Raw genomic sequence first — 13,555 nt, 5'->3', positions numbered from 1 at the left:
TCCCTGCGCCGTTCCGCGCCGTTTCGGACGCCGAGCGGTCCGGTCGGGCCGGATGCGGGGACTACGGGCGGCGGGAGATCGTCACCAGGCGCGGTGAGTCGGCGTCGAGGTCGAGCGTCGCGCGCGAGTACGTGCCGCACGCGGTGTCGACGCCTCGTCCGTGCCACTCGCGGTCGAGTTCGACCTCCCACCAGGTGTCGGCGACGGCGGCCGCGAACGGGGCGCCCCACTCGACCACGACGACCGAGTTCACGAGGTCGATGTCCAGGTCGTCGAGCTCCACCGCCGAGCCGAGCCGGTACGCGTCGACGTGCACGAGCGGCGGACCGTCGACGAGCGAAGGATGCGTGCGGGCGATGACGAAGGTGGGGCTCTGGATCGGGCCGCGCACCCCGAGGCCCGCCGCGAGCCCTCGGGTGAGGGTGGTCTTGCCCGCGCCGAGCGGGCCGGTGAGCACCACCACGTCACCGGCGCGCAGCCGCTCCCCCATCTCCCGCCCGAGCTGCTCCATCGCCTCGGGCGAGGTGATCTCGCGCTGCCCGACGAGTTCGTCGAGACCGGTCATCGTGTCCTGCTCCTCACGCATGTCCGGGACAACGCCGGACGCCCCCGGTTCATGCCCGCGCTCATCCCTGCGCCTGCCGGCGCGGCACCCGGGCGCCGATGCGGGTGACGATCTCGTAGTTGATGGTGCCCGCGGCATCCGCCCAGTCCGTGGCCGAGGGGAGGCCGAGCGTCGGGTCGCCGAACAGCACCGCCTCATCGCCCACCGCGACCGGGGCGTCGCCCACGTCGACGACGAACTGGTCCATCGCGATGCGCCCGGCGACGCGGTACGTCCTGCCGTTGATGTGCACCGGCCCGGTGTCCGAGGCCTGCCGCGGGACGCCGTCGGCGTACCCCAGCGGCACGAGCGCGAGGGTGGTCTCACGGTCGGTGCGGTGCACGTAACCGTACGAGACGCCGTGGCCGGCGGGCACCCGGCGCACCGCGGCGACGTCGGCGCGCAGGGTCATCGCGGGGCGCAGCCCCAGGTCGGCGGAGGACCGGTCGGCGAACGGCGACAGCCCGTACATCCCGATGCCGAGCCGCACGCAGTCGAAGCGCGCCTCGGGCAGCTCGATCGCCGCCTGCGTCGCGGCGATGTGCCGCATGCGCGGGGCGAGGCCGACGGATGCGGCGACGCCGAGCCCGCGCTCGAACTCGCGCACCGCGGCACGGTCGTCCTCGATGCTCGTGTTGGAGAGGTGGCTGAACGCGCCGAGCACGCGGACGCGGCCGAGGCGCTCGAGGCGCGCGGCCTCGGCGAAGACGGTCGCCCACTGCTCGGGCGCGAGGCCGTTGCGGCCGAGCCCCGTCTCGAGCTTCAGGTGCAGCACCGCGGGGCGGTCCGCGGTCGCGGCCGCCGCGGCGGCGTTGAGCTGGTCGAGCGAGGAGATCCCGAGTTCGATCCCCCGCTCCACGGCCTCACCGAAGCTCGCGCCCGGCGCATGCAGCCACGCCATGATCGGCGCGTCGATCCCGGCGCGGCGGAGGGCCAGCGCCTCGGTCACGTCGGCGACCCCGAGGCGGGTCGCCCCACCGGCGAGGGCCGCGGCCGCGGTGCGGGCTGCGCCATGGCCGTACCCGTCCGCCTTCACCACCGCGATGGCCTCGACCCCGGCGATCCGCCGCAGCTGTCGGACGTTGTCCTCGATCGCCCCGACGTCGATCGTCGCCTCGCGCATCGCGCCCGACGGCAGCCTGCTCATCCCGATCCCTCCCGGTCGCGGCGCGCCGCCGCATCCTCCCACGCTACTCCCCGGCCGTCACCGGCCCGCGGAGCTGCCGGCGCGCCGCCGCCGGCACACGTCCGCGTGTTCACAACTCAGGCAGAACCGGTCTGGAGAGGCCGTCCGAGGCCGAAACGGCCGATTCTGCCTGAGTTGTGCGCAGTCACGGTGCGGCACCGGATGCGGGTGGCCGCCGCATCCGGCCTATTGTGGTGCCGTGACCGCTCAGGATCCGACGCCCGGCCCGCTGGATGCGGTCGACGACGCGCTCCTCGGACAGTCCCTCGGCCGTGAGCTGCGCGCCGCTCGAACCGCGAAGAAGCTCTCCATGCGTGCGCTCGCGGCGGCCGCGGACATCAGCCAGCCGTTCCTCAGCCAGATCGAGACCGGCCACACGATGCCCTCGATCGCGACGCTGTTCCGCCTCGCGAAGGTGCTCGGCATCTCGCCGTCGGCGCTGCTCCCCTCGACGCCCGAACCCGACCCGGTGCGGGTGAGCCGGCGCGGCGAGGGCGGACTCGTGCCGGTGACCGAGACGGACGACCGCGCGACCAGCCGCATCCTCACCTCCGAGTCCGAGGGCGGCGCGACCGTGCAGGAGTACGTGCTCGCCGGCCCGTACCTCGGCGACTGGTTCGAGTCCGACGGCGAGAACACCGTGTACGTCGCCGACGGCGTGGTCACGGTCATGATCGACGGCCGCGGCGAGTGGGAGCTCGGCCCGGGCGACGCGCTCACCCACCCCGGTGCGCTCCGGAACCGGTGGGCCGTGAAGGACGCCGCCGGCGCCACGCTCGTCCTCATCCACACCCCCGCCTGACGCGCACCCGGCGTCAGGGCGACGAGACTGCATCTCCGGCACGAGACTGCTGCCATCGGATGCCGTCTCGTCGCGCAGATGCAGTCTCGCGGTCCAGGGACGGGCGACCCGGCAGCGCGAAACATCCGCGAAACGTGATTGCTATTTGTAATCAACGATAGGTAGCTACGGTGTGGGCATGCCCACCGAGATCACCTACCGCGAAGGCGTCGCCCGCTTCCTCGCCGACGACCCCGGCCGCCTGCTCATCGACGGCGCCTGGGTCGAGGCGGCCGACGGCACGCGTTTCACCACGACCGACCCCGCCACCGGCACCGCCCTCGCCGACGTCGCCCGCGGGGGCGCGGCGGACGTGGATGCTGCCGTGAAGGCGGCGCGCACCGCCCTCGAGTCCGGCGCCTGGCCCGCCATGACCCCGCCGGAGCGCTCGAAGCTGCTGTGGCGCATCGCCGACCTCATGGAGGCCCACCTCGAGGACCTCGCGGAACTGGAGACGCTCGACCAGGGCAAGAACCTCCGCACCGCGCGGTTCGGCGAGGTCCCCGCCGCGATCAACCAGTTCCGCTACTACGCCGGCTGGCCGACGAAGATCATGGGACAGGTGCTGCCGGCGACGGTCGGCAAGACCCCGCCGGGCAAGCAGCTGTTCGCCTACACCCGCCGCGAGCCGGTCGGCGTCGTGGGCGCGATCGTCCCCTGGAACTCGCCGCTGCTCATGGCCGTGATGAAGCTCGCCCCCGCCCTCGCCGCCGGTTGCACCGTCGTGCTGAAGCCGGCCGAGAACACCCCGCTCACGGCCCTCTACCTCGGCCGCCTGCTGCAGGAGGCGGGCGTCCCCGCCGGCGTCGTGAACATCGTCACCGGGTTCGGCGCCGAGGCCGGTCAGGCCCTGGCCGACCACCGCGGCGTCAACAAGATCACCTTCACCGGCTCCACCGGCGTCGGCAAGCGCCTGCTCACCTCCGCGGCGGGCAACCTCAAGCGCCTGACGCTCGAGCTCGGCGGCAAGTCCCCGTCGATCATCCTCCCCGACGCCGACCTGCCCACCGCGATCGCCGGTGTCTCCAGCGGCATCTTCGACAACGGCGGCCAGGTGTGCGTCGCGAGCGCCCGCATCTACGCCCACCGCGACGTCTACGACGAGGTCGTGTCCGGCATGGCCGCGGCGGGCGACCGGTTGCGGCTCGGTCACGGCCTCGACCCGGATGCGGACCTCGGGCCCCTCGTGAGCACCGCCCAGGCCGAGCGCGTCGAGCGCTTCATCACCGAAGGCGTCGACGACGGCGTCACGGTCGTCACCGGTGGCGAGCGCAGCGGCCCCGCCGGCACCTTCTACACCCCCACGATCCTCACCGACGTGGGCGCCCACACCCGGCTGATGCGGGAGGAGATCTTCGGCCCGGTGGCCGTGGTGACCCCGTTCGACGAGATCGACGAGGTGCTCGGCTGGGCGAACGACACCGACTACGGCCTGGCCGCGAGCGTGTGGACCGAGAACGTGTCCGCCGCCCACCGGGTCGCCCACCGCCTGCAGGCGGGGACGGTGTGGGTGAACTGCCATTCCTACCTCGGCCCGGAGCTGCCCAAGGGCGGTCACAAGGAGTCGGGATGGGGTTATGAGAACGGCCCGCAGGGGCTGGAGAACTACCTGGAGTCGAAGAGCGTGGTGATGGTCCTGTGAGCGAGATCGAGACCGAGACCGAGGCGACCCTGCGAACCCCGACCGGCCCCGGCGGCCGGATCGTGCTCGGTGTCTTCGAGATGATGAACCCGAACAACGGTATGCCCACCTGGCTGCACCCGAAGGGGCGCGGCGACGAGTGGGACCAGCTGGACTACTGGGTGGGCCTGGCGAAGGAGCTCGACGCCGCCGGCTTCGACTTCCTGTTCTTCGCCGACACGTACGGCTACGCCACCCTCGGCGGACGGATGCCGGAGGAGGTCGCCGCACACGGCATCCAGTTCCCGGCGCTCGATCCGATGCTGGCGATCCCGGCGCTCGCCCGCGAGACCGAGCACCTGGGCTTCGTGGTCACCTCCCCCACCACGGTGGAGCGCCCCTATGCCACCGCGCGCCGCTTCGGCACGCTCGACCGGTTCACCGACGGCCGCATCGGCTGGAACGTCGTGACCGGCAGCTCGCAGGCGACGACCGACGAGCTGTTCGGCGTGACGAACCAGCTCAGCCACGACGGCAAGTACGATGCGGCCGACTCGTTCCTGGACACCTGCCTGCGCTACTGGGAGCACAGCTGGGAGGACGACGCCGAGGTGCGCGACCGCGACCGCGGGCTGTACGCCGACCCGGCGAAGCTCCACCGTGTCGAGGTGGCCGACGACCACCAGCGGTCGGCGGGCATCTTCGCGGTGCCCCCGACCCCGCAGCGCACCCCGGTGCTGTTCCAGGCCGGCACGTCCGACCGGGGCCGCGCCTACGCGGCACGGAACGCCGAGGCCGTCTTCATCCAGGGCCAGACCATCGAGAGCGCCGCCGCCCACGTGCGGGACATCCGCGAGCAGGCCGTGCTGAACGGCCGCGAGCCCGGCGACATCGCCGTGGTCACCGGCATGACCGTCACGGTCGCGCCGACCCGCGAGGAGGCCGAGGCCCTGCGCGCCGAGTACGAGCAGGTGCTCGGCCGCGACGACGCCGCGGTCATGTTCGCCGGCATCACCGGGCTCGACCTCACCGGACTCGACCCGCAGGCGAAGGTCGTCGACCTCACGACCGACCTCGGCCAGACGCTCATCCAGCGCTACGCCCGCCAGAACCCCGACATGAAGGTCGGCGACATCCTCGACCAGTTCCGCACCAAGGCGATCCGCGGCTTCCAGATCACCGGTTCGCCGGAGGAGGTCGCCGACGAGATCGAGGCGATCATCGACGGCACCGGCATCGACGGCATCATGCTCGAGCCGACCTTCGGCGGCCCGGACGCCTACCGCGCGTTCATCGCGCTCGTGCTGCCGATCCTCCGCGCCCGCGGCCGCGCCGCCGGCGTCCCGGATGCTGCGCCCACCCTCCGCGAGCGGTTCGGCGGCGGCCCCCGGCTCGCTCCCACCCACCGCGCGCACACGCTCGCCGCCCGCGCGGCGGACGACCGCATCCCGACCCCCGCGTCCTGACCCCCACCCGAAAGAGAGCAACACTGATGAGAGCCGATGCCGTCGAGGCGGTGATCCGCGGCCTGAAGCGGGCCGGCGTGTCGATCGCCACCTACCTCCCGGACTCCCTGCTGAAGGAGCTGTACCCGGCGCTGGACGCCGATCCCGACATCCGCACCATCCCGGTCACGAACGAGGGCGAGGGCGCGGCCCTGGCCGGCGGCGTCTTCCTCTCCGGCAAGCGCGCCGTGCTCGTCATGGAGAACTCGGGCCTGCGCGCCGCGACCGAGCACCTGGCACGCCTCGGCCTGGGCGCCGGCATCCCGGTGGTCATGATCATGAGCTACCGCGGCGAGATGGGCGAGAACAACTGGTGGGCCATCCCGCACGGCGTCACCATGGAGCCGCTGCTGCAGACCCTCCGCACGCCGTACACGATCGTGCGCGAGGTCGACGAGATCGAGCAGGCGATCGTGAACGCCTACGAGACCGCCTACTCGTCCTACCACCACACCGCTGTCGTCCTCGGAGGGGGGATCGTGCGATGAGCATGAGCCGTTACGCCTGCATGAAGCTCCTGGGTGCGCGTCTGAACGACGACGCCCTGGTCATCCTGTCGCTCGGCGGCGCGGTGGACGAGTGGTACAACGCCGCTCCCCACATGCGCGAGGCGAGCCTGTTCCAGCAGCAGCTGGGCTGCGTCACCCCGGAGGCCCTCGGCCTCGCGGTGGGCCTGCCCCACCGCCGCATCGTGTCGCTCGACACCGACGGCGGGCTGCTGTTCAACCTCGGCGCGCTCGCGACGGTCTCGAACGAGCAGCCGAAGAACCTGTTCATCGTGGTGTGGGACAACGAGTGCTACCAGTCCATCGGCGGCCCCCGCACCCACACGCAGCTCGGCCGCGTCGACCTCGCCGGCATGGCGCGGGGCGCCGGCATCCGCCACGCCTACACCGCCACCACGCTCGAGGACTTCGACCGGCACTGCGAGGCGGGCCTCGCCGCCGACGAGCCGTACATCGTCGTCGCGAAGACCGACGGCATCCTCGAGCCCGGGATCAAGCGCAAGCACTCCGACGGCCGTGAGGACAAGTACATCTTCGTCCGCCACGTCGAGGAGCTCGAAGGCGTCACCATCATGGGACCGAGCGAGCACAACTGATGCCCGTCGTCACCGCCCCGTCCGCCGCCTACGACTTCCTCGTCGTGGGCGGCGGCGCGGCCGGCTGTGTGCTGGCCGCACGACTCTCCGAGGACCCCGCCGCGCGCGTGCTGCTCATCGAGGGCGGCCCCGACCACCGGGGGCTGCGCGAGGTGCTCGACGCCGCCCACTGGGACTCGCTCATCGGCGGCGCGCTCGACTACGGCTACCGGTCGACCCCCACCGAGCACGTGCTCGGCCGCTCGCTGAACATGCCGCGCGGCAAGGTGCTCGGCGGCAGCTCGTCCACGAACGCGATGCTCTGGTACCGCGGCAACCGCGCCGACTACGACGCGTGGGCCGCCGCCGGGGCGACCGGCTGGGGCTTCGACGACCTCCTCCCGTACTTCCGCGCCTCCGAGGCGCGCGCGGGCGGCGACCCCGCCTACCGCGGGACCGACGGCCCGATGCGGGTGGGCCCGCTCGCGAAGCTGCACCCGATCGCACACGCCCTCGTGGCCGCATCCGCCGAACTCGGCATGCCCGTGATCGACGACGCCAACGCGGCCGACGACTTCGGCGCCGTGTACGCGGACTACAACGCGATCATCGGCGAGGACGGCTCCTTCGAGCGCTGGAGCACCGCCCGCGGCTACCTCGAGCCCGCCCTCTCCCGGCCCAACCTCGACGTGCTCGTCGACAGCTTGGTGCACGCGATCGTGCTCGACGGCGACCGTGCCACCGGCGTCCGCCACCTCGTGGCCGGCGCCGAGGTCGTCACCGCGGCGACCGAGGTCGTCCTCGCGGCCGGCGCGCTGGACACCCCGACGCTGCTGCAGCGCTCGGGGATCGGCGACGCGGAACGGCTCCGGGATGCGGGCATCGCCCCGCTGCACCACCTCCCCGGTGTCGGCGAGAACTTCCAGGACCACCCGCTCATCCTCGGCGTGAACTTCCGCGCGAAGCACGACCTCGGCGAGGTCGTGGGCAACGGCGGCGGCGCCATGCTCAACTGGCGCAGCTCCGTCGCGGGCACGGCCCCCGACCTGCACGCCGTCATCGCCCACGGCTCCCGCGGCGACGACGCGCTGCACGCGAAGCACGACCTGTCCGGCAACCGCGTGTTCGCGATCGTACCGGGCCTGTACGGCTCCCGCTCGGTCGGCTGGGTGCGCGTCCGCTCCGCCGACCCGACGGCGCACGCGGACATCCACCCGAACTACCTCGCCGACCCGCGCGACGTGCAGGCCATGACCGAGGCGCTCGACACCGTGCAGGACCTCGTCGCGTCCTCGGCCTACGCCGAGCTCGCCGACGGCCCCATCACCCCGCCCGCGGGGCTCACGCCCGCCGAGCGCACGCACTTCGTCCGCGAGAACATCGGCACGTTCTTCCACTGCTCCGGCACCGCCCGGATCGGCACCGACGAGCTGGCCGTCGTCGACCCGCAGCTGCGGGTGCGCGGCATCAGCGGCCTCCGGGTCGCCGACGCGTCGGTCATGCCGTCCATCCCCACCAGCAACACCCAGGCCCCGACGGTCGCGATCGCAGAGCGCGCCGCCGATCTCATCACCGGCCGGATGCGGTTCACCGCGGCATCCGCCGCATCCACCCCTCAGGAGGTCCCCGCATGATCCGCGCCGAACTGCCCCCGTACGACAGCGCCACGAGCGACCTGCGCCAGGCGTTCTCGCACTTCCCCTCCGGCGTCGTCGCGCTCCTCGCCGACGTCGACGGCGAGACGCAGGGCATGGTCGCATCGGCCTTCACGGTCGGCGTCTCGATGGACCCGCCGCTCGTCTCGTGCGCCGTGCAACGCTCGTCGTCCACGTGGCCGCTCCTGCGCGGCGCCGACCGGATCGGCGTGACGGTGCTCGCCGAGGGCCAGGGCGCGCTCGCCCGGCAGATCTCCGGCAAGGACCGCGCCCGCCGCTTCGAGGGCGTGGAGCTGCGCCACTCCGGGACGCCGGCGCGCTTCATCCACGGCACCCCGCTGTGGCTCGAGACCCGCCTCTACGGCGAGCACGACGCCGGCGACCACACGATCGCGCTGCTCGAGGTGACCGCCCTCGGCGTGCTGCCCGACCTCGAGCCGCTCGTGTTCCACCGTTCGGACTTCCGCTCGCTGCAGCTCACCGCCGACGAGCTCTCGGCGTAACCGACCCCCGGGGGCGCGGCACCCCGCATCCGCCGCGCCTCCGGGCACCACCCCCACCCGGTCGACTTGCCTCAGATGTACGCGTGAGAACGCTCACCCCGTACATGTGAGGCAAGTCGACCGCTCTGTGACGGCGGTACGCGGCGGCGCGGCGTCAGCGGCGGGATGCGGCGGCGCGGCGGTACGCGGCGGCGCGGCGTCAGCGGCGGGTCAGCGGGCGAACTTCGGTGCCGGGGGCACCCACGCCGCGAGGGCGTCGAAGAGCTCGTCGACGGTCGCCGCGACGATGAGGGAGCCGCGGAACTCCGCGGTCACGAACCCCGCCTCGACCATGCGGTCCAGCATGGCGACGAGCGGCTGCCAGAAGCCCTCGACGTCGAGCAGCGCGACGGGCTTGCGGTGGAACCCGAGCTGCAGCCACGTCCACACCTCGAAGAACTCCTCGAGCGTGCCCGGGCCGCCCGGCATCGCGACGAACGCGTCGGCGAGGTCCGACATCCGGAGCTTGCGGGTGTGCATGTCGGGCACGACCTCGAGCTGCTCCAGGCGCGGGTGAGCGAGTTCGGCGTCGACGAGGGCCTGCGGGATGACGCCGATGACGTGCGCGCCCGCGTCGAGGGCGGCGTCGGAGAGCAGCCCCATGAGCCCCACGTGCCCGCCGCCGTAGACGAGTCCGAGCCCGTCGCGGCCGAGCCGGGTGCCGACCGCGACCGCGGCCTCCCGGTAGGCGGGGACGACCCCGGTGGCGGACCCGGTGTACACGGCGATCCTTCGGATGGTGGTCATGCGGCATCCCCTCCCGCTTCGGCGACGACGTACGCGGTGGCGAGCCCCGCGTCGTGTGACATGGACAGGTGCAGCGCGGTGATCCCGCGCGCGGCGACGACCTCGGCGGTGGTGCCGCTGAGCGAGAACCAGGGCCGGCCGCTGGGTTCGGGCGCGATCTCGATCTCGGTCCAGTGCACGCCCTCGGAGCCGCCGAGCGCCTTGATGAGCGCCTCCTTGGCGGCGTAGCGCGCGGCGAGCGACCGGGTCTTCAGTTCCCGCTCGGCCGGCGAGAAGAGGCGCTCGCGCAGCTTCGGCGTGCGCTCCAGGTGCGCCTCGAACCGCGGCACGTCGACGAGGTCGACACCGATCCCGACGATCATGCGGCCTCCTACAGACGACGGGCGCCGTGTTCGGGCGCCCCGGCCAGCCTACCGAGCCGTCAGGGCGTCGGCGGCCGCACCGACCCTGCACAGAACTCAGGACCGTTCGCGGCCGACGCCGTGAACATGCGGCTCCCGGACGCGCCGGCCGCATCCGTCCTGAGTTCTGAACACCGCGACGGATGGGGCGGCAACGCGGCTACTCGACGGTGACGGACTTGGCGAGGTTCCGCGGCTGGTCGACGTCCAGACCCTTCGCCTCGGCGAGGCCCATCGCGAACAGGTGCAGCGGCACCACGGCGAGCAGCGGCTCGAAGATCGGCCCGGCGAGCGGGATGCGGAGCACCTCGTCGGCCTTGGGCAGCACGGCGACGTCACCCTCCTCGGCGATCGCGATGACGCGGGCGCCGCGGGCTCGGATCTCCTCGATGTTGGAGACGACCTTGGACTGCAACAGCGCCGACTCACGCGGCGACGGCACGATCACGAACACCGGCTGCCCGGGCTCGATGAGCGCGATGGGCCCGTGCTTGAGCTCGCCCGCGGCGAACCCCTCGGCGTGGATGTACGTGATCTCCTTGAGCTTGAGCGCACCCTCGAGCGCGATCGGGTAGCCCACGTGGCGACCGAGGAACAGCACCGAGCGGGTGTCGGCCATCCAGTGCGACAGCTGCGCGATGTGGTCGGACTCGCCGTCGAGCACCCGCTGGATCTTCTCCGGGATGGCCTCGAGCTCGCGGATGTTCTCGGCGATCTCGGTGTGCGACAGCGAACCGCGGATGCGGGCGACGTGCAGCCCGAACAGGTACAGCGCGGTGATCTGCGCGACGAACGCCTTCGTGGAGGCGACGGCGACCTCGGGTCCGGCGTGCGTGTAGACGATCGCGTCGGACTCGCGCGGGATGGTGGCGCCCTGGGTGTTGCAGATCGACAGCGTCTTCGCGCCGTGCTCGCGGGCGTACTTCACGGCCATGAGGGTGTCCATGGTCTCGCCGGACTGGCTGATCGAGATGACCAGCGTCTCGGGGGTGAGCACGGGGTCGCGGTAGCGGAACTCGTGCGCGAGCTCGACCTCGACCGGCACGCGGGTCCACTGCTCGATCGCGTACTTGCCGACCTGACCGGCGTACGCGGCGGTGCCGGCGGCGATGATGACGATGCGGGTGATGTCCGCGAACAGTTCGTCGAGGCCGTCGAGCTCCGGGATCTCGACGAGCCCGTCGCGGATGCGGCCGAGCAGGGTCTTCGCGACCGCCTCGGGCTCCTCCGAGACCTCCTTGGCCATGAACGACCGCCAGCCGCCGCGGTCGGCGGCCGACGCATCCCAGGTCACCTCGAACGGCTCGACCTCGACCGACGCGCCGTCGAAGTCGGTGACCTCGACGCCGGCGGGGGTGATCGCGACGATCTGGTCCTGGCCGATGGCGAGCGCGTTGCGAGTGTGCTCGACGAAGGCGGCGACGTCGGAACCGAGGAAGTTCTCGCCCTCGCCGAGTCCGATCACGAGCGGCGAGTTCCGGCGGGCGCCCACGACGAGACCCGGGTGGTCCCGGTGCATGGCGAGGAGCGTGAACGCGCCCTCGAGCCGGCGCACGGTGGCGCGGAACGCGGCGACGAGGTCGCCGGATGCCGCGTACTCGCGGCCGAGCAGCACCGCCGCGACCTCGGTGTCGGTCTCGCTGCGGAAGGTGTACCCGGCGGCCTCCAGCTCGGCCTTCAGCTCGGCGAAGTTCTCGATGATGCCGTTGTGGATGACGGCGAGCTTGTCGTCGTCTGCCAGGTGCGGGTGCGCGTTCTGGTCGGTGGGGCCGCCGTGGGTCGCCCACCGGGTGTGACCGATGCCGGTCGTGCCGTCGACGAGGGGGTGCTCGGCGAGGTCGCCGCGCAGCACGCTCAGCTTGCCGGCGCGCTTGCGCATCGCCAGATCGCCGTCATCGTCGATGACCGCGATGCCCGCGGAGTCGTACCCGCGGTACTCGAGGCGGGCGAGCCCGGACAGCAGGATCTCCTGGCTGGGCCGAGGACCCACGTAACCGACGATTCCACACATGCGGTCAATCGTAGTTGCGGCGGCCTGTGGACCCGCCGCACGGGCCCGACGCGCGTCGCGTCGCTTCCCCGGCCGACCCACCCCCTTTTCTGCGACCCACCCCTCTTTCTGCGACACAAAAGGGGGTGGCTCGCAGAAAGAGGGGTGGGTCGGCTGAGGGGCACCGCTCCTCCCCAGCGCCGGGCCCGGGCGAGGGCGGTGCACGGATGCGGGGAGCACACCGATCTGCGGGGGCGGCGGCCGCATCCTGCCGTGATGAGGCACATCGCACCCGATGACCTGGGCGAGGCGTTGATCCCGGGCGCCCGGCTCCGTGCGCAGGGCATGTCCGACCGGGCGCTGGCGCGGGAGGTCGACGCGGGGACGCTCGTGCGCGTCCACCGCGGCTGGTATCTCCCGGCGACGGTGTGGGACGAGCTCTGGAGCGAGTCGCGCCACCTCGCCCGCGTGATCGCAGCCGATCGCACCGCCCGCGGGTCCGGCCCCGTCTTCTGCGGCGTCTCGGCCGCGTGTCTCTGGGGCCTCCCGCTCCACCACGTCGCCCCACGCCGCGTCCACGTCTTCTCCCCCGGCGCGGACCGGCACAGCACACCCGACCTCCTCCGCCACGAGGGCGTCGTGCCCGAGGAGGACATCGCCGAACGGCACGGGATGCGGTGCACCTCACTCGCGCGGACGGTCACCGACTGCATCCGGATCCTGTCGGAGGAGGCCGGCATCGCGCTGGCCGATGCCGCGCTCGCGCTGGTCGGCGGCGACCCGCGGGCCTTCGACGACGGCGCCGCGGACACCCTGCTCGACGAGCTGGCCCGCCGGGTCGCCGCGCCGGGCGCTCGCGGCATCCGCCGCGCGCGCTGGATCGTCTCCCTCGCGGACGGGCGGGCGCAGCTGCCGCTCGAGAGCGTCACGAGGCTGCAACTCGTGCGGCTCGGCTTCCGGCGGCCGCGGCTGCAGGTGCCGGTGCCGGATCCCCGGGGAGGCGAGTACCGGGTCGACATCGGCCTCGACGACGTCGGCGCGTTCTGCGAGGTCGACGGACGGACGAAGTACCTCGACGAGTCGTTGCGCTCCGGACTCGAGCTCGAAGAGGTGCTCCTGCGCGAGAAGCAACGCGAGGACTGGATCCGCGGCACGACCCAGCGGCGGCTGGCCCGCGTCGAGGCGGAGCACGTGACCTCGCCGGGCATCCTGCGCACGCGCCTCGCCGCCTTCGGCATCCGCCCGCTCCGCTGACCGTCCGCGCGTCCGCTCCCCGCGTCCGGTGACCGTCCGCGCATCTGCACCCCCGCCGAGCCACCCCCTTTTCTGCGAGCCACCCCTCTTTCTGCGACAGGAAAGGGGGTGGCTCGCAGAAAGAGGGG

13 protein-coding genes are annotated in these 13,555 nt (G+C 72.6%); 8 read left to right on the top strand and 5 right to left on the bottom strand.

What is annotated here, in order from left to right; genetic code table 11:
• Positions 1–61 precede the first annotated feature (61 nt).
• A complete protein-coding gene (gene tsaE / locus ACWAUO_RS07910) occupies positions 62–565 on the bottom strand; it encodes a tRNA (adenosine(37)-N6)-threonylcarbamoyltransferase complex ATPase subunit type 1 TsaE (RefSeq protein WP_460774494.1) in 504 nt (167 codons plus the stop codon).
• A gap of 61 nt (positions 566–626) precedes the next feature.
• Complete coding sequence (alr, locus tag ACWAUO_RS07905) at positions 627–1,751, bottom strand: alanine racemase (protein WP_460774492.1); 1,125 nt, start codon at positions 1,749–1,751, stop codon at positions 627–629.
• Between the two features lie 238 nt (positions 1,752–1,989).
• Here alr and ACWAUO_RS07900 point away from each other — a divergent pair, with 238 nt between their 5' ends.
• The 7 genes from ACWAUO_RS07900 to ACWAUO_RS07870 all read left to right on the top strand — a co-directional run bounded on the left by ACWAUO_RS07900 (position 1,990) and on the right by ACWAUO_RS07870 (position 8,996).
• Positions 1,990–2,592: a helix-turn-helix domain-containing protein gene (locus tag ACWAUO_RS07900; RefSeq protein WP_460774490.1), complete on the top strand. Its 603-nt coding sequence runs from the start codon at positions 1,990–1,992 to the stop codon at positions 2,590–2,592.
• 178 nt (positions 2,593–2,770) lie between these two features.
• Complete coding sequence (locus tag ACWAUO_RS07895) at positions 2,771–4,273, top strand: aldehyde dehydrogenase family protein (RefSeq protein WP_460774489.1); 1,503 nt, start codon at positions 2,771–2,773, stop codon at positions 4,271–4,273.
• Positions 4,270–5,718: an NtaA/DmoA family FMN-dependent monooxygenase gene (locus ACWAUO_RS07890; RefSeq protein WP_460774487.1), complete on the top strand. Its 1,449-nt coding sequence runs from the start codon at positions 4,270–4,272 to the stop codon at positions 5,716–5,718. The genes ACWAUO_RS07895 and ACWAUO_RS07890 overlap by 4 nt, the downstream gene beginning before the upstream one ends.
• A gap of 26 nt (positions 5,719–5,744) precedes the next feature.
• The gene (locus ACWAUO_RS07885; RefSeq protein ID WP_460774485.1) at positions 5,745–6,245 is read left to right on the top strand and encodes a thiamine pyrophosphate-binding protein; all 501 of its coding nucleotides are present in this window, start codon (positions 5,745–5,747) and stop codon (positions 6,243–6,245) included.
• Entirely contained in the window at positions 6,242–6,859 is a 618-nt protein-coding gene (locus ACWAUO_RS07880) for a thiamine pyrophosphate-dependent enzyme (protein WP_460774483.1), read from the top strand. Before ACWAUO_RS07885 ends, ACWAUO_RS07880 begins: the two co-directional genes overlap by 4 nt.
• Positions 6,859–8,472, top strand: coding sequence for a GMC family oxidoreductase (locus ACWAUO_RS07875; RefSeq protein ID WP_460774481.1), 1,614 nt, complete (start codon positions 6,859–6,861; stop codon positions 8,470–8,472). The genes ACWAUO_RS07880 and ACWAUO_RS07875 overlap by 1 nt, the downstream gene beginning before the upstream one ends.
• Positions 8,469–8,996 carry a flavin reductase family protein gene (locus ACWAUO_RS07870; RefSeq protein WP_460774480.1) on the top strand — a complete coding sequence of 176 codons (528 nt, stop codon included), beginning with the start codon at positions 8,469–8,471 and terminating at the stop codon, positions 8,994–8,996. The genes ACWAUO_RS07875 and ACWAUO_RS07870 overlap by 4 nt, the downstream gene beginning before the upstream one ends.
• 210 nt (positions 8,997–9,206) lie before the next feature.
• On the opposite strand, the gene ACWAUO_RS07865 is transcribed toward ACWAUO_RS07870, so the two are convergent.
• From ACWAUO_RS07865 to glmS, 3 genes are all read right to left on the bottom strand, one after another.
• Positions 9,207–9,782, bottom strand: a complete 576-nt coding sequence (locus ACWAUO_RS07865) for an LOG family protein (RefSeq protein WP_460774478.1) — start codon at positions 9,780–9,782, stop codon at positions 9,207–9,209.
• Complete coding sequence (locus ACWAUO_RS07860; RefSeq protein WP_460774477.1) at positions 9,779–10,144, bottom strand: holo-ACP synthase; 366 nt, start codon at positions 10,142–10,144, stop codon at positions 9,779–9,781. The genes ACWAUO_RS07865 and ACWAUO_RS07860 overlap by 4 nt, the downstream gene beginning before the upstream one ends.
• A gap of 199 nt (positions 10,145–10,343) precedes the next feature.
• Positions 10,344–12,194, bottom strand: coding sequence for a glutamine--fructose-6-phosphate transaminase (isomerizing) (glmS, locus tag ACWAUO_RS07855; protein WP_460774475.1), 1,851 nt, complete (start codon positions 12,192–12,194; stop codon positions 10,344–10,346).
• Positions 12,195–12,449: 255 nt separating this feature from the next.
• Here glmS and ACWAUO_RS07850 point away from each other — a divergent pair, with 255 nt between their 5' ends.
• Positions 12,450–13,427, top strand: a complete 978-nt coding sequence (locus ACWAUO_RS07850) for a type IV toxin-antitoxin system AbiEi family antitoxin domain-containing protein (protein ID WP_460774473.1) — start codon at positions 12,450–12,452, stop codon at positions 13,425–13,427.
• Positions 13,428–13,555: the final 128 nt, after the last annotated feature.

Source organism: Microbacterium sp. GXF7504 (assembly GCF_054798235.1).
The sequence above is the reverse complement of the archived record's forward strand: the minus strand, read 5'-3'. Positions and strand labels throughout refer to the sequence as shown.